The following is a 17,602-nucleotide window of genomic DNA, read 5'->3' on the forward strand; positions in this document are numbered from 1 at the left end:
AATGATGAAAACCCGAAAGGCTCTCGACGCGTCCTCCGTGCCTGACCTGCCCGAAGCCGCGAACGATTTCCCGGTCGGCTTCGCGATTTTCGGGCTGGCCAGGACCCACCGGTCGGCAGCGGCCGCGATGCTCTCCGAGATCGGCCTGCACCTCGGCCAAGAGGTCATGCTGATGCAGCTGGACGGCGCGCAGGGACGGTCGCAGAAGTCGCTGTGCGAGCTGCTGAGGGCGGACCACTCCACCGTCGCGAAATCAGTCGCCCGGCTGGAGAGAGCCGGACTCGTCACGCGGAGCAAGGCCGAGCACGACGAGCGCGTCAGTCTCGTCGCCCTCACCGCGAAAGGGGTCGAGCTCCGCGAGAAGGTCTTTGAGGTCTGGGCGAAGCTCGAAGACATTACTGCGGCCGGGCTGACCGAACCAGAACAAAAACAATTCGCCGTGCTCGCCGCGAAACTCGCCGCGAACATCGACAAACAAACCTGGCGCCCGCCCGCGTAGCGTTTGCGCCCCCATTCGAAAGGAACCCGAGATGACCCACTCCGCGCCGGAAAGAGAACAAGAAACTGCCATAGCCGATATGTCGCAAGCAATCAAAGTCCTGGGCAAAGGCCTCGTCACCCCGGTCCGTTCACCCATCCTGCACACGCCGGACGAGTACGGGCTGGCGTATGAGGACATCACGTTCCCATCCGTCGACGGCACCCCGCTAGAAGCGTGGTGGATCCCTTGTCCGGGCTCGGACAAACTGGTCATCGCCAACCACCCGATGAACTTCAACCGTTACGGCATCGCCTCGCACCTGGAGCCGTGGGCCACGCCCGGCGGCAACGACGTCGAGGTCAACTACATGGCGGACTACAAGAACCTGCACGCCGCTGGCTACAACGTGCTGACTTACGACTCGCGCAACTTCGGCAACAGCGCCGCCGCCAATGGCGGCGTCTTCACCTGGGGCCTCTTCGAATCCCGCGACGTGGCAGGCTCGCTGCAATACATCAAGTCCCGCCCCGACACCCGCACCATGACCGTGGGCCTGCTCAGCCGCTGCATGGGCGGCAACGCCACCTACGTCGCGATGACCAGGTACCCCGAGCTCTTCGCGGACGTGCGCTGCCTGGTCAACCCGCAGCCGACCTCGCTGCGCCCCTTCGTCGAGAACAACCTCGCGATGATGGGGGCCGAAGACCAATTCGACGCGGTCGACTGGCAAATCCAGCTGAACACCAGCTTCACCATCGACCAGCTGTCGCCGCTGGAATACGCCAAGAACTGCCACGTGCCGACCTTCATCATCCAGGTGCGCGACGACCTGCTGACCAAACCCGCCGACGTGCAGTCGATCTTCGACAACATCCCCGTCGCCGACAAAAAGCTGTTCTGGATCGAAGGCAGCACCCGGCGCTGGGACGGCTACAACTACTTCCCCGAACACCCGGAGCAGATGATCGAATGGTTCGACAGGCACATGAGCTGAACCCGTCTCGCCCCGCACGAGTGATTCATGAAGAGAGCCGATGCCACTGGCATCGGCTCTCTTCATTTGCAGCTTAGCGCCGCGTGGACCCCGTGATCAGTGGCCCGTGCGGACGTAGCGAACATAGGTGAGCACAGCGAACACGAGATAGACGGCGGCGAACACCTCGAAGGCCATCGTCGCCGAATGCGCGGCCGAGCCGTACGAGGCGCGCAGCAGCAGGTTGATGCCCACGCCGCCGAGCGCGCCGATCGCGCCTGCGATGCCCATCAGCGAGCTGGACATGGCCCGCGCCCACTCGGCCCGCTCCTCCTCGGACAGGCCGTCCTGCTCGGCGGCCTTGCGGGTGAAGATGACCGGGATGAGCTTGTAGACCGAGCCGTTGCCCACGCCGGAGAGGACGAACAGGAGGATGAACCCGGTGAAGAAGAGCGCCCAGCTGCTCTGCGCGATCACCAGTCCCGCCGAGGCGAGCATCGCGACGAACACGCCAGCTGTGATCTTGCCGCCGCCGATCTTGTCCGCCATCAGCCCGCCGAACGGGCGGGAGACGGATCCGAGGAGCGGGCCGAGGAAGGTGAGCTCCGCCGCGTGCAGCGCGGCGTGCGCGGCGGTCTCGCCCGCACTGGTGAACTTCAGGTTGAGCACCTGGCCGAAGGCGAAGCTGTAGCCGATGAACGAGCCGAACGTGCCGATGTACAGGATCGAGATGAGCCACGCGTCGAGGTGGCGCATCGAGGCGACGAGGTCTTTGAAGCTCGCCCTGCGGCGCGGCAGGTTGTCCATCCAGATCGCGCAGCCCACTGCGGCGACGGCGATGAGGACGAGGTAGATCGCGCAAATCACCGACGCGTGCTTGGGGCCGAGCGTCGAGATGACCAGGAGCCCGATGAGCTGGATGACCGGAACGCCGATGTTCCCGCCGCCCGCGTTCAGGCCCAGCGCCCAGCCTTTGAGCCGCTTGGGGTAGAAGGAGTTGATATTGGACATGGAGGAGGCGAAGTTCCCGCCCCCCAGCCCCGCGAGCCCGGCGACGAGAAGGATCACGTCGAAGCTCGGCTTCGCCGTCATCGCCCACAGGGTCGCCGCGGCGGGGATGAGCAGCAAAAGCGCCGAGACGATGGTCCAGTTCCGGCCGCCGAACCTGGCCGGGGCGAGCGTGTAGGGGACGCGCAGCACGCTGCCCACCAGCGTCGGCACCGCCACCAGCACGAACTTCTGCGCCGGGTTGATGTGGAACTCGGGGCCCATGAACAGCACCATCACCGACCAGATCGACCAGATCGAGAAGCCGATGTGCTCGGCGACGACCGACCACAAGAGGTTGCGGGCGGCGATCTTCTTGCCCGCCGCCTCCCAGAGCGCGACGTCTTCCGGATCCCATTCACGAAGGACGTCGGCGCGGCTGGCGGACTGGTCCTGCCGAGCCTCAAGCGTTGCGGTTGTCATCGGCGACTCCTCTGTCGTGACGGCGGTGGTGACCGCATCACCGTAAAAGCGCGATGTTGCGCCGCAAGTCTCGCCGAGTCACCGAACCGTCAAAGGAATCTCACAACCAAGACGCGGGCGAAATGAGAACGCGGCTCAAACGCCGCAGCCCTCGTCCTGGCCGCGCGCCGCGATCTCGTCCTCGACGTAGCCGCCCCGGCAGACGAACCAGCCGCCGACCATCCCGACCGCCGTCGCGCAGGCGAGGAAGCCGAACGAGGCGCCCCACCCGCCCGTCTGCCCGTACAGCACCCCGAACAGGAACGGCCCGGAGATCGCCACGACGTAGCCCAAGCCCTGCGCGAAGCCCGAGAGCGCCGCCGCGTGCTCGCTCGTGCGGGTGAGCATGCCGATGAGCGTGAGGTTCATCGCGAACGTGATCGGGCCGAGGCCGACGAGCACGGTCCAGAGCACCGTGCCGGAGCTCGGCGACCAGAGCAGCCCGGCGTATCCGGCGATGTGGCAGAACCCGCCGACGAGCACGAAGACGAACGGGCTGCGCACCCGGTGGAGCAGCGGGACCACGACCAGCGGCCCGGCGATCCCGATCATGGAGTACAGGGCGAGCATGAGCGCGCCGCGCTCGGCGGGCATGCCGACGGCCGCGAGCCGCTTCGGCAGCCAGGTCATGACGGCGTAGGAGTTCAGGCTCGTCACCCCGAAGAGGACCGCCATGCCCCAGGCCAGCTTCGAGCGAGCGAGCGCGGAGAACGGCACGCGGACGACGGCGCCCGGCCCGTCCGGGAGGGCCACGTCGCGCCTGCGCGCGGCCACGACCGCGAGCAAGGGGATCACGCAGAACGGAATCACCGCCCAGCAGGCCAGCGACACCCGCCAGCCGTAATGCTGCTGCACCTGCACCGCGACCAGCGGGGGGAACACCGCGCCGAGCTGGACCGCGAAGGTGTACCAGGTGCTCACCTTCGTGATCCGGTCGGGGAAATACCGTTTCACCAGCGGCGGCGTGACGACGTTGCCGACGCCCATGCCCGCGAGGGCCAGGCTGTACCAGCACAATTCGTCCCATGCGTCGACGGCGAACCCCCTGCCGAACAGGCCGAGGAACGTGGTCGCCACCCCCGCCATGGCGAGGCGCTCCACGCCGACCCGGTGCACGAAAAGCGGCGTGAGCAGCCCGGCGAGCCCGAACATCGCCACCGGGGCCATGCCGAACACGCCCATCATCGTGGTGGAGAATCCGAGCTGGTTTTGCAGCTCGCCCAGGAGAGGCGTCAGCGAGGTGACGGCCATCCGCAGCGTCAACGCCGAGGCGACAATGGCCAAAAAGACGATCATTCGACCACGAGCTGCGCGAACCGGAGGGGCGACGTGCTTTAATGTGATCTCAGACTCATGGTCTTGTCCTAGTCGAGCCTCGTGAGTCACCATGTTGGACAATCATAGGATGATCTGCTGATGAACTCGAACGAGTTTCGCTCGGATCCCCGTTCCGGACACCGGAAGAGCTGAGGAGAATCGAGTGCGCACTGTGGCGCGATCTGGCCTGATCGACCAAATCATCACATTGCTCAGTGATGAAATTCATAACGGCCGATGGCAGATCGGCGAGAAAATCCCCAACGAGACCGAGCTGACGGAGCTCACCGGGGCGTCGCGCAACACCGTGCGCGAAGCGGTGCAGGCCCTCGTCCACGCCGGGATGCTCGAACGCAGGCAGGGCTCCGGCACCTACGTCATGAGCGCCTCGGACTTCGGCGGCGCGCTGGACCGGTGCTTCTCGCGCGCCGAGCTCTACGACATCCTCGAACTGCGCCTCGCCCTGGAGACCACCGCCGCCCGGCTCGCCGCGCGCAGGCGCACCGAAGAGGACATCGAGCAGCTGCGCACGCTCCTGGCCGACCAGGAGACGCATGTGGGCTCCGACGACCACGAGCTCGCGGCCCACGCGGTCGTCGCCCTGCGCCGGGGCATCGTCGCCGCAGGCCACAACGCCGTGTACCTCCAGGTCTACGACTCGCTCGTCCCCACGCTCATCGCGCAGAGCAAGCAATGGTTCGACAAAGGCAACTCGCTCCCGCTCGGGGCCCGCTACCAGGCCCTCGTCGAGACCGTGATCGCGGGGAAGGACGAGGCGGCCTTCCAAATCATGAGCGACATCCTCACCGCCCTCCTCGACAACGAGCAGGCGAAGGCCACGGGCGAGACGGCCCGCGCCAACGCGGGCGAGTTCATCCTCTAGAGGAAGCTTCGGACGACGTCCACCGCGCGTCCCAGCCGCTGCCCTGTCGCCTCGGTGGCGCGCGGATGCAGCAGATGCACCGCCAAACGGAACAAGAGCGCGCGCAGCATCAGCTGCGGGAACTCGGGCAGATGCGCCCAGCGGCCCGGCAGCGCGGGATCCGCGTCGCCCCACACGAGCGCGTCGACCACGACGAGCGCGGTCCCCCACACCGCAGGCCGCCAGTAGGGGACGATGTCGAGGACGCCGGGGTCGGCGGAGCCGTGGAAGACGACAGTCTCCAAGCAATCCCCGTGCACCACTTGGTTCGGCGAGCTCACCGGCTCGCGCAGCGGGGTCAGCGCCCGGAACATGGCCAGGACCTGCTCCTGGTGCTCCGCGAGGACCGCCTCGCCCGGCCAGTTCGCGGCCCCGGCGAGGTAACGGGACGGGTCCGGCTCCCACGAGGCGCGGTCGGCGACCAGGTACACGTCGGAATCCGCGAGCGGCACCGCGACCGGGCCGATGAGGAACCGGGGCCGGGCCAGCCCGGCCAGCGCCTGGTGCAGCCGGATCGAAGCCGCGACGAGCTCGTCGAACCGGGGCTGGACGCGCCCCTCGACATGCGTGTCCGCGCGCCAGCCGGAGATGATGTAGCGGCCGTCGCTGGAGCGCACCGGGCGCGCCACGCGGAACCCTGCGGGCGCGAGCGTCTCGCGGACCCTGGCCGACCAGCCCGAGCGCGCCGGGTCGCCCGCGGCGGAGAGCACCACGTCGCCGTAGCGGAACACGCCCCCGTCCAGCGGGACGGGCGCGCCGGACTCGAGGCCGAACGCCGAGACCACATGCGCGGGGGGCGAGACGGTGTCCAGTTCCAGGGCGGCGCTCACCGGGCCACCTCGGCTGTGCGAATGAAGTCCATCACTGGCCACCTTCCGGAACGGATCTTTCTCAAATCAACACTGTCTCGAATAAACACTGCTCGAATCAACACTTCGCGATCGCGCTCTCCGGCGACAACACTGTCCCGGCGACCTGCTGCCTTGTCCCGGCACAGGGCGTGTCCCGGCACAGGCAGTCGTCGCGCTGACTCGACCGTACCGCCGCGAAGGCCAGAGTCCAGCGAGGACACGGATGTGTTAGCAAACTGTCATCACACCTCACACCGCGCGGCCATTGCCGCAGCGCGGGAGCTCGCCGTCTCAGCCCGAGCGGGCCGCTTGCCAGGCGACAAGCCCGCCCTTGAGCTCTCCGACGTTGTCCACGCCCGCCGCCTGGAGGAGCCTCGCCGCGTGGGCCGAGCGCGGCCCGAGCGCGCAATAGACCACGACCATCCGGTCCGTGGGGAGCTCGCCCGCCCGGGCCGCCGACTCGATCCGCCCGAGCGGGATGTGCGTCGCGCCAGCGATGTGCCCCCTGGCCCATTCCGAGTCCTCCCGGACGTCCACGAGCGCGGGCGGGCGGGCGCCCGACAGCAGCTCCTCGAGCTCGGCGGGCCGCAACGCGCGGGGCTGGGCGGGCTCCTCGGCCACAGCGGCGGGATCCTGGTCCGCCGGAGCTCGATCAGGATCTCGCCGCACCGAGACCGTCCGCACCCGCCCGGCGAGCGCGTCGTACAGCAGCAGCGTGCCGAGCAGCGGCTCGCCCACCCCGGCGACAAGCTTGACGGCCTCGGCGGCCATGAGCGAGCCGACCACGCCGCAGACCACGCCGAGCACGCCGCCCTCGGCGCAGTTCGGCACGGAGCCCTCGGCGGGCGGCTCGGGGTACAAGTCGCGGTAGTCGATCCCCCGCCCGTCCGGGGCGTCCGCCCAGAACACCGACACCTGGCCCGCGAACCGGTGGATGGAGCCCCACACGTACGGCCTGCCTGTCCGCGCCGCCGCGTCGTTCGCCAGGTAGCGGGTGGCGAAATTGTCCGAGCCGTCCACCACCAGGTCGTACTTGCGGAACAAGTCGTCGGCGTTCGCGGAGGTCAGCCGCTCCTGGATCTGCTGGAACCGGATCTGCGGGTCCAGGCTCGCGATCCGGTCGGCGGCGCTCTGCGTCTTCAGCCGCCCCACGTCCGCGCAGCCATGGACGATCTGCCGCCCGAGGTTCGACAGCTCGACCTCGTCGAAGTCCACCGCCCCGAGCGTCCCCACCCCGGCGGCGGCGAGATAGAGCAGGATCGGCGAGCCGAGCCCCCCCGCGCCGATCACGAGCACCCTCGCGTTCTTCAGCCGCCGCTGGCCGTCCTCGCCCAGCTCGGGGAGGATCGTCTGCCGCGAATAGCGCTCCCGCTCGGCGGGGGTGAGCTCGGCGGCTGGGGAGACCAGCGGAGGCAGCGACGGCATCCTTCCAGAATAGTCCCGCCGCGTTCCTCTCAATCCCCGCCGCTCAGCGCGATGAGATCCAAGGCGCACCGAGCCGTGGCGTACGGACACAGCGAGGAACGAGCGGGGTACGCGAGGCGAGGTGGGGGCACCTCCCGCTTGCGGGGGACAACGAAGGAGATCGCGTGCTGAGCGGTGGGCCAGGACTACGGATAGGGCCAAGCATTCGGCTTGCACACCTTGCCGTCCGGGGGGACCACCCCGGCGGGGTCGAGGTCGGCGATGTCGTTGTTCGCCACCCCGAAGGACTGCTGCATCATGATCGGGGCCAGCGAGCCGTCCGTGTAGCACGGCTGGTGGTTCGGGTGGCCGATGGCGTGCCCCACCTCGTGGTTCACCATGTACTTGCGGTACTCGATCCGGTCGCCGTTGAAAGCGATCGCGCCCCGCACCCACCGCGCGAAGTTCAGCACCACCCGCCGGTCCTGCGGCTTGTAGCAGGAAGTCTCCAACTGGATATCGTAGCCGCACTCCTGCCGGGTGGTCTCCGGCGACGTGAGGGAGATCCGGAAAAAGCCGGTCGGGCCCACGCCGCTGTGGTTCTTGTCGTCCGCGTCCGCCGCAGACTCGGCGGCGCGGATTTCCTCGGGAGTGGAGACCCGCTGGAACGCGTAGGTGTCGCCCTCGCTGCCCGGGATCTGGTCCGTCCCCCCGATCCAGCTGTGCGGGTCGCGCAGGGTGCTGTCCACGCCGGAGGAGAAACCGTCCACGCCCATGAGCGGGCCGAGGTCGACCCCGTCCTCCACCTCCACGGTGTAGCGGAAGAACTTCTTCGCGTCGCCCGGGCCGTACCGGTCGTTCGGGCCCGCGACGACCGCCCACGTCCCCCGCGCGCCCTGGGTGAACGCCACGCCCTCGGGCAGCGCCCCGGTCTTCTTCGTCCGGTCCGACAGTGTGTTGCCGATCGGGATGCCGATCCCCTTGCCCCCGAGGGAGTGCCCGTCGCGCGTGCGCGAGGCCGAGGCGGTCTCCGCCGCGCTCGTGTTGTGCGGCCGGAAACCGTCCACCGCGATCAGCGTCGTGATCACCGCCAGCACCGGGATCATGTAGACCCGCCAGCCGTAAAGCCGCATCACCCGGCCGAACCAGCCCTGCTTGCGGCGCGGCGCGCGCGCCTTCGGGGCGCCCCGGTCCGCACGGCTCTCCAGGCCCGCCGGATCCACCCGCGCCCGCAGCGGCGCCTTCACCAGCGGCCTGCGCTGCGGCGGAGCGGGCGGCTGATAGGGAATAGGCTCAGCTCCCCAGCCGCTCACGGGAGAGGGCCGGTACTCCGGAGAACCGGTCCAGGTCATACGTTCCAGCATCTCACACTTTCCCTCCCGGTAGTAATATCGCCACCGCGTGGTCCGGGTTTACGCGAGCCACGTCCCACCCGCTGCGAACAGGAGAACCGCTTGTCCGGCCAAGAACCGTCCGGTCGTGAAGCCGAATCCCGCCCAGACGGCCCGCCGAGCGCAGCCGGAGCCCCCGAGGGGGCCGAGCGGGGGCGCGAGCTCGCCCTCCTGCCCGGCGGTTCCGAGCCGATCGAGATCGTCGAAGCCGAGCTCGTGGACGCCGAGCCGGAGAGCATCCCCGCGCCCCCGCTCGGCCTGCCCGCCGCAGACGGCTACACCCCCGGCGGCGTCCCGACCCTCGACTACGTACGCCAACGCATCGCGACCAGCCTCGCCGCCGAAGAGGTTTTCGGCCAGTCCGCCCCCGCCGTCAGCGAAGAAGCCCGCCAGGAGGAGCTGCGCCGCGCCGCCTCGGAAAAGCTCGCCGACCTGCGCGCCGAGCTCGACCGAGACAAGCCGGACGCAGGCTGAGGCGACTCGCCCGCTCAGAGGTTCTCTTGTCGCTGACCCGCTCGCGCGTCTCCGAAAATTTTCTTCGCGGGATCGCGGCTCCCGATCAGCAGCTATCCCTCGATCCCTCAGCCATGCAGCGCAAGTAACGGGCTGCCGTCTTGACTCAGAAACGACGCCTTGATGTCTTCTAGTGAAGCGCTAAGAAAATGGGAAAGCTGGGCGAATCTCATGACTTCGAGAACCCCGGTCCCACTACGCGCAACAGCGTTTCCGAGAGAATCAACCAACTCGAGCAGCTCGCCTTGCTCTTTTATGCTGTAACCGGGCGCAACATCTTGTTTGTCCCTGGGGAATTTAAGCCGAGGAAGCGACAAGCTCTCGCGGACATCCTTGCCGAACTCTCCCCAAAAATAATGCTCTGCGACCTTAACCTCGGAAACCGAGAACTCCGCGCTCCGTTCGCCGTAGCGGCCCAATCTCACGACCTCAAGCCAACCAGATGGCGCAGCACTCACGTCATAGCGAGTTTCTCCGTCAGGAACAGACCAAAAGGTCGCTCCGCCCGCCTCGTTCGAAGGGGTGAAGTCCCAGTAGGTCCGACGAGCCCATTCGATCAGCTCGGGACTAAAAGCAAGAGTGGCCGTCATAATATTCCCATCTCCTTAAGGTCATTGACCGATACCGGATTGCCCAGGTGGTTTTTCACAACTACCTGGGTGCCGCCACCTTCGCGCCCGAAAGCCGGAGCAATCTCGGACACTTCTATTTTCCAGTTGCTCGGGAGCGAGGTTCCCGAAAACTCGTACTCATGGTAAGGCTTGCCCAACGATGAGACGGGGAGTCCCCGCTGCTCGAAAGAGGCAGGAACACCTTCCGGGCGCAGCCCCAGGTATTCCCCACCAGGATGGCCAATCCTGTCGAGCTGCGAACCATAGTCCCGCCGGAAAGCATCCATCGAGTGGTATTCCACCCTTGTTCCCGGCACAGCGCCCGCGTTTGGCGGATAATGCGGATGTTCCCAATTCTCCCCAGGCACCGGAGGTTCGGAGTAACGGCGGTCGTACTCATTCTTATCGAGGGGATTGCCGTGTTCATCACGCCCCCACGGAGCACCGTGATCACGGATCAGATCATGCGTACGCGCGTTTTCGTCAGTCCTATGCGGGTAGTCCGGGGCGGTCCCGTGCTGATCCAAGGGCTGGCCGTAGTCCTGTCCATGTGTACGGAATTTGTGTTCGTCCGGGTCGTCGTGCCGCCTATCCCAATCTCCCCCATGCTGCTGGCCAGAGTGAATCGAATCTTGCCAATGAGTCGCCTGCTGAGTTGCATGATGGTCGACCGGCTGCTGGCCCGCGCCGGTGTGCTTCGCGTCCTGGCCGCTCGTCGCATGCTTCTCGTCGTGATGTTGCGGAGTCGCGCCAGCGTGTTTCTCGTCGTGATGCTTCACATCCTGGGCGCCTGTGTGCTTCGGATCAGCAGTGTGCTTCGCGTCCTGAGCGCCCGTGGTTCGCTTCTCGTCGTGATGCTGCTGCGTGCCACCGGTGTGCTTCGGATCCGTGGCGGAGGGCTTTGTCTGCTCTGAGCCGCCAGCGGTTTTGGACTCGGCGTGGTGCGGCTTGCTGCCGTGGTCCCCGCTCGTCGACCCGGATGTGGCGGACGAGCCGGCGCCAGTGGCGCCGGAGCCGCCGCCCGTGTTCGCGCCTGCGTGCGGAGCCCCGCCCTGCGTTCCCGCGTTCGCGCCGGAGTGCTGGACTCCGCCGTGCTGCTGCCCGCCTTGGCTCGGAGCCGCGCCACCCGCATTCGCGCTGACGTGCTGGGGGCCGCCGGACGTGCCGGTTCCTTGTTTCTCCGCCACGGGAGCCGCGCTCATCGAGCCGGTGGCCGCTCCTGCGCCCGAATGCTGCGAGCCTGCCGAGAGCCCCGCGCCCGAATGCTGCGATCCCGCGCCGCTGTGCTGAGCGCCGGTTCCGCCTTGTTGTGTCGTGCCCGCCCCGCCGTGCGTCGTGCCCGCCCCGCCGTGCGTCGCACCCGTGCCGCCGTGCTGGGTGCCCGCCCCGCCGTGCGTCGCGCCCGTGCCGCCGTGCTGGGAGCCGCCGGTGGCGGAGCCGGATTTGCCGTGGTTCGCCATCGCCGCGAACTGGTGCGGGTTCACGGGCTTGCCGTCGACATGGGGCAACGGCTTCGAGGCGCCGCCGATCCCCCCGAGCCCGCCGCCGCTGTGCGACCCGCCGGGGCTCTTCGGCATGATGCCGATGGGCGCGTTCCCTCCGGCGCCGCCGGACGTGCCGCTGTGCTGCGTGCCGCCGCCCGACCCGTGGGGCGTGTTGCCCTCGTGCCCGCTGTGGGGGCCCTGCATCGGCGTGTGGTCCTTGCCGCCGTGCTCGCCGCCCCCGTGGCCGTCATGGGACTCCGAGCCCGCTCCCCCGTGCCCGCCCTTCGGGCGCTTGAGGTCGGGTTTGTGGGCCTTGAACTCGTCGACCGAGCCCGCGGCCTGGTCGAGGGCCGCCGCCGTCGGCGCGATCTTGTCGTCGACCTGGTTCGCGAACTCGGCCGCCTTGTTGATCGGCGCCGAGATCGCCTCCACGCCTTTGCTCAGGGTCGTCAGCGCGGGCACGTCGACGCCCATGGCCCCGAGGATGTCGTGGATCTGGTCGATCCCGTCCTTCAGGTCCGCCATCACCTGCTGCGCCGTGTTGAGCGCGTCTTTCACCCTGGTGAACAGGTCGTAGGCGTCCTGGAGGAAGTTCGCGATCCGGATCGCCGACTCGATGACGAACTCTGCGGTGGTCGCCACGTCCACGCCCGGGATCCAGCTGGTCGCGAGCGCCATGGCCGCGCGCTCCATGATCTTCGCGAACAGCTCGGAGACCCACTGTTTGATCTTGTCGCGGACCTTCACCATGAGGTCCGTGGCCTTCCCGATCAGCCAGCCGACGCCCTCGCAGCCCTTGCACACCGCGCGGATCAGCTCCTGCAGCGCCATGTGCCGGGCGAGGAACTCCACCGAGGCCGCTGTGTCGTCCCCGCTGCTCGTCCAGTTCGCCGCGACCCCCGCCGCGACCGTGGCCATCTCGCCGTGCTGGTCCATGAGCTCCCCGGGCAGGCCCGAGGTCCACAGCTCGGCCTGCTGGCGGGCCGCGCCCTCGTTCACCGTCACGACGTCGAGGGCGTGCTTCACCGGGGGGACGTGCGCCTCGATGAGGTTCAGGACGAAGCTGGAGAGGATCTGGAACGGGTCGAACGAGCCCATGCCCACCGCGTCGACGCCGACCTCGGCCTCGGGGTCGGTCCCCTTCGCCTTGCTCGCCTTCCCGTCGATATGCCCCGCCGAAGAATGCGCTTTCGCCTTGACCGACATGAACCGCTCCTCGCCAACCGCCCGGCCCGAGGCCCGACGTCGTTTCCGCCGGTCCCCGCCGGCGCTGCCATTCAGTATGACGCGCGCGGGGCCCGATCGGTTCCATCGGGCCTCGACAACGCTCGCGCCCAGCGTGTCTGCCGGGCTTCGGGTCACGGGGGCGTTACTCTGTCGAGACGAGTCCGTGAGCGGGCCCGCGACGAGATGAAACGACACCTGAGGAGGCGGTATGCGCGCGCTGAGGGTGGTCGGCCTCGAACCGGGCGGGGAGAACGTGCTGCTCGAAGACCCCCACGACGGCGAGCAGTTCTCGGTGCCCGCGGACCCGACGCTGCGCGCGGCGGCGAACGGGGACCGCCCCAAGCTCGGCCAGCTGCACATGGAGGCCGAGGGGGCGCTCTCGCCCAGGGACATCCAGGCCCGTATCCGCGCCGGGGCCACCGTGGAGCAAGTCGCCGCGAACTCGGACGTCGCGCTCGAACGGGTCCGCCGTTTCGCGGGCCCGGTGCTGCTGGAGCGCTCGCGCGTCGCGAGCCTCGCCTCCGCCGCGTTCCCGGCCCGCTCGGACCACTCCCAGAACCTCGGCCAGCTGGTGGCCGCCCGCCTCACCGGCCTTGGCCACGACCCGGAGGCCGCGCATTGGGACGCGCTGCGCCGCGACGGGGTGTGGATCGTGCAGCTGCGCTGGAAGGTCGGGCGCTCGCACAATGTGGCGCACTGGCAGTTCTTCCCCGGGGCGCACGGCGGGACCGTGACCGCCCTCGACGAGCACGCCGCCGCGATCGTGGAGCCGGAGAAGGCCCCTCTGTTGCGCTCGGTCGCGCCGCAGAAGCCCGCGCAGCCCGCCCACGAGGCCGCCGCGCCGAAGGCGCCCGAGGCCCCGGCGCTGGAGCATCCGCCCGCCGACAACCACCCGGCCGGGAAGAAGGGCCGCAAGCCCGCGCTGCCCTCGTGGGACGAGGTCCTGATCGGCGTGCGCTCCGGCTCCTGAGCCGAAGGCCAGGACGGCAGATCGCCGGCTGAGGACCGCTCAGATCGCGGTGAGGACCGCCAGGAAGATCACGACGGCCCAGCCGACGAAGGCGCCCGCCCAGCTGCCCCACACCAGCCAGCGCAGCACCGGCGTGCGCCGCCAGACCTGCATCGCGGGGATCACGCCCGCCACCACGCCGATGTTCACGACGAGCGCGACGACCAGGCCGATGGGGAAGGCGACTTGCAGCTCCAAGAGCCCCTGCGTCACCGCGACGACCACGACCGCCGTGGCCGCCGCCGCGTAGAGCGAGAGCGCGAAGCCGACCCGGACGGTGTCCGGCGCGATGGGCTCCTCGCCCGGCTCCTCCTCGGGGACGGGGGGATCTGGCTGCGCGTCCTGCGGCTCCTGCCGCAGCTCGTGTTCTTCTTCGACCATGCTGGCGCCCATCATACGGGCAGCGGGCCTCGCCTTAGACCGTGAAGCGGCGCAGGTCCGGCATGGGCGCCGAGCCGTGCGGGTCGTGGGCGGAAGCCCAGGCCTCGAAGCGGTCGAGCTGCCCAAGGGCCGCGCCCGCGCCCGCGAGGTTGCCCGAGCGGAGCTTGTGCACGAGGTAGCCGAGGTCGTGGATCCACGTCTGGGGGTGCTGCGGCGCGTTGTCCTCCGCGCCCCACGCCTTCGAGCCGACCACCCGCGCGGCCTGCCACGCGAGGACCACCTGCCACGCGATATCGAACGTGAACCCGGCGCGCTCGGCGCGCATGCCCGCCTGCGCCGGGTCGAGCGCGGCCTCGAGCTGCCAGCGCTCCGACTCGGGCACCCCGGCGATATTGCCGATCTGCCAGGCCCGCGCCGAGCGCAGCGTCATCGGCGCGTACGCCTTCGCGTCGTTGTCGAACGCCTGCCAGAGCGTGTCGAGCCGGGGGCGGGGCACCGCGCCCGGCGCGATATTCGCGAGCGAGTCCGTGACGACCGAGACGAACGCGCTCCAGCCGTGCGCCCCGTTGGCCCAGTTCGTCGGCGCGGCCCGCAGCGCGGACTCGATCCACACCGTCCCGAGCCAGCTGAGGGCGTCCGCGCGCCATCCCGGCGCGCCCCAGCCCTGCTCGCCCTTCTCGGGGATCGCGTTCGCGAGCCGCCCGAGGCGGTCGTAGAGGGGGCGGTTCGCGGTCGCGAGCGGGTGCGCCCACGCCGTCTCGCCGAGCTTCATCGTCTGGAAGCCCGGCACCGAGGCGACGGCGGTGGGGAGGTCGAGGACGACCGTCTCGGCGAGGTGCTCGTCCTCGGACAGCGCCACGTTCGCGTTCAGCCGCGAGGCCGCGTCGCGCGCGTCCTGGCCGAGCTTCTCGGTGGACACCACCGCGTAGACCTGGTCGATCTTCTTGAGCCGCTGCATGCCCTCCGCGAAGCGCACCGCCGCCAGGGAGGCGGACTCGCTGCGCCCGAACAGCGCCATGGCCTCGGACCACTCGCCGGGCCAGGACTCCAGCGCGGGGCGGACCTCGGCGGGCACGCCGTCGGCGGAGAGCGGCGCGAGCTGCGGGCCCTGGTTCGAGGTGAAGTACCAGACCGGGCCGAGGTCGACATGCCGGGCGAAGACGAACGCGTACTCCGGGGCGAGCGCGCCGTCCACCAGGCCCCAGCCGGGCGCGCCCTCGGCGGGCGGCGCGACCAGGAGGCGCGCGATGCGCGAGAGCCGGGAGCCGTCGTCGTCCCCGCGCATGCGGCGGCCCTTGAGCAGCATCCGCACCGCCTCGTCCCACCACGCGGCGGCCGACGGCGCGCCGGTCAAAAAGCTCTTGCGGCGGTCGCGGTCCTGCCACGGGAAGACCTGGGCCTGCGTCGGCACCGGATAGGGGTTGGCTCCGGTGGCCTGCGTGCCCGTGTAGGAGCCGGTGACCGGGTCCACGCCGCGCGCGATCTGCTGGTAGCCGGGCTGCACGGGCGGCGGCGCGACCGGCTGGGCCGGGACCGCCTGGTAGCCCGTCGAGGCGGGCTGCTGGTGCAGCGGGATCGCGCCCTCGCGGATGCCCGGGGACATCGGGGAGGTCGGAGCCGAGGCGGAGGCCTGGACGGTCTGCGCGGCAGGGGTCGGGTGCGCGGGCGCGGCGGGCTGCGCCACCGGGGGCGGCGCGCTGTGCGTCTGCGCCGCCGGGGTCGCCTGCTGCTGCGGGGCCTGCTGCTGGCTCAGCGCGGCGCCCTGCTGCGGGTTCGCGGCTGCGGCCTGCTTCGCGGCGTCCGCGTTTTGAATCGCGTTGATATTGGCAGGCTGCTGCGCGATGTTGCTCGCGGCGAGGCCGCTGTTGTTCATCAGCGAGTTCGCGACGGGCGCGCTCGCCGGGGTGCTCGGCGCGGACGGGGCCGACGAGCGGAAGCCGGAGGACGCGGGGGCCGACGGCGGCGGGGTGAACATCACCGACGGAGCCTGCGTGGACCCGAACTCGTTGAAGGCAGCAGCTTGTTCTGTACCCACATGTGAAACATCGTCAATGCGGGCACTTCCTCCCGCAAAACCCCCGACAGGAGCCTGCGTCCCGCCACTCGCAGTCGGCGCGTTTGCCAGCTTTACAGGAGCTACCCTCGCCGCCGACTGCTCCTTAGCCGCATCTTTTACTGGCGCGACCTTATCGCCCTTCCCTTCATAGGAGTCAGCACTATCTCTGTATTTACCCGTATCCGCCCCGCCAGCCGGACCTCGGTCCTCCTTATGACTCACCTGATCGCCGCCTGTGCCAAAGCGGCGCTTGGGCGCTCCTGGATTCGCGTCCGCCCTACCCTCCTGAGCCTGCGCCTCTATACCCGGTCGTTTCGTGAGCGTGGAGTCACCCTTACCTACATAGGCATCACCAGACCCTCCAAACTCCATCGTCCGCTCCTTACTGCTAACGCCCTGCCAGTAACATCACCCATGGATTCTGTGACCGGCAAGTATCGCAGGCCACTCGGGAGTCAGAGTAGCAGCAACTACGATGCCTTGCACGCGTTGTCTACCGCTTCCGCGCTCTCTCCATAACCGCCGGGCTCATGTATCGCTTGCTTCATCGAATCTGTGCTCTTCTGATCCGCATAGAGGGATCCAAGTCTTCTCATAGCTGCGACTAACGCCTTCCCCTTCCCCTCTAAGTCCGGGGATAACGGGGACACGACCTGGGCTTCAATCGCATTTGACGCATACTTGAAAATAATCCCCGTGTCTTGAGCCTGACCAGTAAGCCATTGATCCGCGTCATCCCACTGGGTGTTGGGATGATTCTCATCTCCGCGGGTTGCGGCCCCAAACCTTGTGATCCCGTCTTCTGTCTGCTGGATGTTCTTGTTGAACACACCGCAAAAAGCCTGTTTCGCCTGGTCAGGACTCGAAGCTGACGCAGGTGTCAGCTTCGGCGGCGCAGCATCCGAAGATCCCGATGGGCACTCTTTCAGCAGTTCGTCGACGGCAGGGGTGTACTTATCGGCGCTCACGTTCAGCTCCACGCCGCCCTTGTGTTGGGCATAGAGGTTCGCCCGCTCCTGCAATATCTGCACGAAATCCATGAGCTTGCGGGCCAGATCCTTCGGCACCTGCGGCGTGACCGCCCCCTCAATCTGATCGGACACATACATGAAGATCACCGCAGCAGCGTTCGCCGCATCCGTGATCGGCTTGTCGTACTGATCTCCCTCATGCTTCGGATCATTCACCGCATGCAAAAACGTCTGGTTCGCCGTGTTCGAGCTCGCCACACCATCGCGGAACGCCGCGCACGCCGCCTTCTGCGCCGCAACCGCAGGATCGACACTCGATGTCGCGGACACACTGGCCGACGAGCTGCCGCTCGCACCCGGAGTCCGCGCCCCGCCCCTCTCGCATCCAGCAACCATAAAACCTGCCGTGAGCAGCGCCAATGCTGCGCTAAGTGAAGACCGAGCGATCATAGACCGAGCCTAACACGCTTCGACGCGCTCCCGCCGGTCAACCCAATACCGA

General features: G+C 68.5%; 15 protein-coding genes. 5 read left to right on the forward strand and 10 right to left on the reverse strand.

Annotation, left to right across the window (positions count from 1 at the left end):
• Window position 1: 1 nt before the first annotated feature.
• Both ACRC20_RS06635 and ACRC20_RS06640 read left to right on the forward strand, forming a co-directional pair.
• Window positions 2-499, forward strand: coding sequence for a MarR family winged helix-turn-helix transcriptional regulator (locus ACRC20_RS06635; RefSeq protein ID WP_438685565.1), 498 nt, complete (start codon window positions 2-4; stop codon window positions 497-499).
• Between the two features lie 79 nt (window positions 500-578).
• On the forward strand, window positions 579-1,475 hold the full coding sequence (locus ACRC20_RS06640) for an alpha/beta hydrolase family protein (RefSeq protein WP_438685566.1): 897 nt from the start codon (window positions 579-581) through the stop codon (window positions 1,473-1,475).
• A gap of 96 nt (window positions 1,476-1,571) precedes the next feature.
• Here the strand turns inward: ACRC20_RS06640 and ACRC20_RS06645 are convergent, their stop codons facing one another.
• Window positions 1,572-2,924 carry a nitrate/nitrite transporter gene (locus ACRC20_RS06645; protein ID WP_438685567.1) on the reverse strand — a complete coding sequence of 451 codons (1,353 nt, stop codon included), beginning with the start codon at window positions 2,922-2,924 and terminating at the stop codon, window positions 1,572-1,574.
• Between the two features lie 135 nt (window positions 2,925-3,059).
• Window positions 3,060-4,259 (reverse strand): MFS transporter, encoded by a 1,200-nt coding sequence (locus ACRC20_RS06650; RefSeq protein WP_438685568.1) that lies wholly within the window; start codon window positions 4,257-4,259, stop codon window positions 3,060-3,062.
• 184 nt (window positions 4,260-4,443) lie between these two features.
• Between ACRC20_RS06650 and ACRC20_RS06655 the strand changes: the two genes are divergently transcribed.
• Window positions 4,444-5,163: a FadR/GntR family transcriptional regulator gene (locus ACRC20_RS06655; RefSeq protein WP_438685569.1), complete on the forward strand. Its 720-nt coding sequence runs from the start codon at window positions 4,444-4,446 to the stop codon at window positions 5,161-5,163.
• On the opposite strand, the gene ACRC20_RS06660 is transcribed toward ACRC20_RS06655, so the two are convergent.
• The 3 genes from ACRC20_RS06660 to ACRC20_RS06670 form a co-directional block, all read right to left on the reverse strand.
• On the reverse strand, window positions 5,160-6,032 hold the full coding sequence (locus ACRC20_RS06660; protein ID WP_438685570.1) for a TIGR02569 family protein: 873 nt from the start codon (window positions 6,030-6,032) through the stop codon (window positions 5,160-5,162). The two genes, ACRC20_RS06655 and ACRC20_RS06660, sit on opposite strands and share 4 nt — an antisense overlap.
• Before the next feature lie 312 nt (window positions 6,033-6,344).
• A complete protein-coding gene (moeB, locus tag ACRC20_RS06665; protein WP_438685571.1) occupies window positions 6,345-7,478 on the reverse strand; it encodes a molybdopterin-synthase adenylyltransferase MoeB in 1,134 nt (377 codons plus the stop codon).
• 185 nt (window positions 7,479-7,663) lie between these two features.
• On the reverse strand, window positions 7,664-8,821 hold the full coding sequence (locus ACRC20_RS06670; protein ID WP_438685572.1) for a DUF3152 domain-containing protein: 1,158 nt from the start codon (window positions 8,819-8,821) through the stop codon (window positions 7,664-7,666).
• A gap of 90 nt (window positions 8,822-8,911) precedes the next feature.
• Here ACRC20_RS06670 and ACRC20_RS06675 point away from each other — a divergent pair, with 90 nt between their 5' ends.
• Window positions 8,912-9,322 (forward strand): hypothetical protein, encoded by a 411-nt coding sequence (locus tag ACRC20_RS06675; protein ID WP_438685573.1) that lies wholly within the window; start codon window positions 8,912-8,914, stop codon window positions 9,320-9,322.
• Window positions 9,323-9,429: 107 nt separating this feature from the next.
• Here ACRC20_RS06675 and ACRC20_RS06680 read toward each other — a convergent pair whose 3' ends face one another.
• Together ACRC20_RS06680 and ACRC20_RS06685 are read right to left on the reverse strand one after the other, a co-directional pair.
• The gene (locus tag ACRC20_RS06680; RefSeq protein ID WP_438685574.1) at window positions 9,430-9,951 is read right to left on the reverse strand and encodes a TNT antitoxin family protein; all 522 of its coding nucleotides are present in this window, start codon (window positions 9,949-9,951) and stop codon (window positions 9,430-9,432) included.
• Entirely contained in the window at window positions 9,948-12,662 is a 2,715-nt protein-coding gene (locus ACRC20_RS06685; protein WP_438685575.1) for a TNT domain-containing protein, read from the reverse strand. Before ACRC20_RS06685 ends, ACRC20_RS06680 begins: the two co-directional genes overlap by 4 nt.
• A 229-nt stretch (window positions 12,663-12,891) precedes the next feature.
• Here ACRC20_RS06685 and sepH point away from each other — a divergent pair, with 229 nt between their 5' ends.
• Entirely contained in the window at window positions 12,892-13,653 is a 762-nt protein-coding gene (gene sepH / locus ACRC20_RS06690) for a septation protein SepH (protein WP_438685576.1), read from the forward strand.
• Between the two features lie 39 nt (window positions 13,654-13,692).
• Here sepH and ACRC20_RS06695 read toward each other — a convergent pair whose 3' ends face one another.
• The 3 genes from ACRC20_RS06695 to ACRC20_RS06705 form a co-directional block, all read right to left on the reverse strand.
• Window positions 13,693-14,073 carry a DUF2537 domain-containing protein gene (locus ACRC20_RS06695; protein WP_438685577.1) on the reverse strand — a complete coding sequence of 127 codons (381 nt, stop codon included), beginning with the start codon at window positions 14,071-14,073 and terminating at the stop codon, window positions 13,693-13,695.
• 34 nt (window positions 14,074-14,107) lie between these two features.
• Window positions 14,108-16,108 (reverse strand): hypothetical protein, encoded by a 2,001-nt coding sequence (locus ACRC20_RS06700; protein ID WP_438685578.1) that lies wholly within the window; start codon window positions 16,106-16,108, stop codon window positions 14,108-14,110.
• Between the two features lie 491 nt (window positions 16,109-16,599).
• Window positions 16,600-17,550: a hypothetical protein gene (locus ACRC20_RS06705; protein ID WP_438685579.1), complete on the reverse strand. Its 951-nt coding sequence runs from the start codon at window positions 17,548-17,550 to the stop codon at window positions 16,600-16,602.
• Between the last annotated feature and the right edge of the window lie 52 nt (window positions 17,551-17,602).

Origin of the sequence: Segniliparus sp. (genome assembly GCF_051660745.1) — a bacterium.
GTDB lineage: Bacteria > Actinomycetota > Actinomycetes > Mycobacteriales > Mycobacteriaceae > Segniliparus.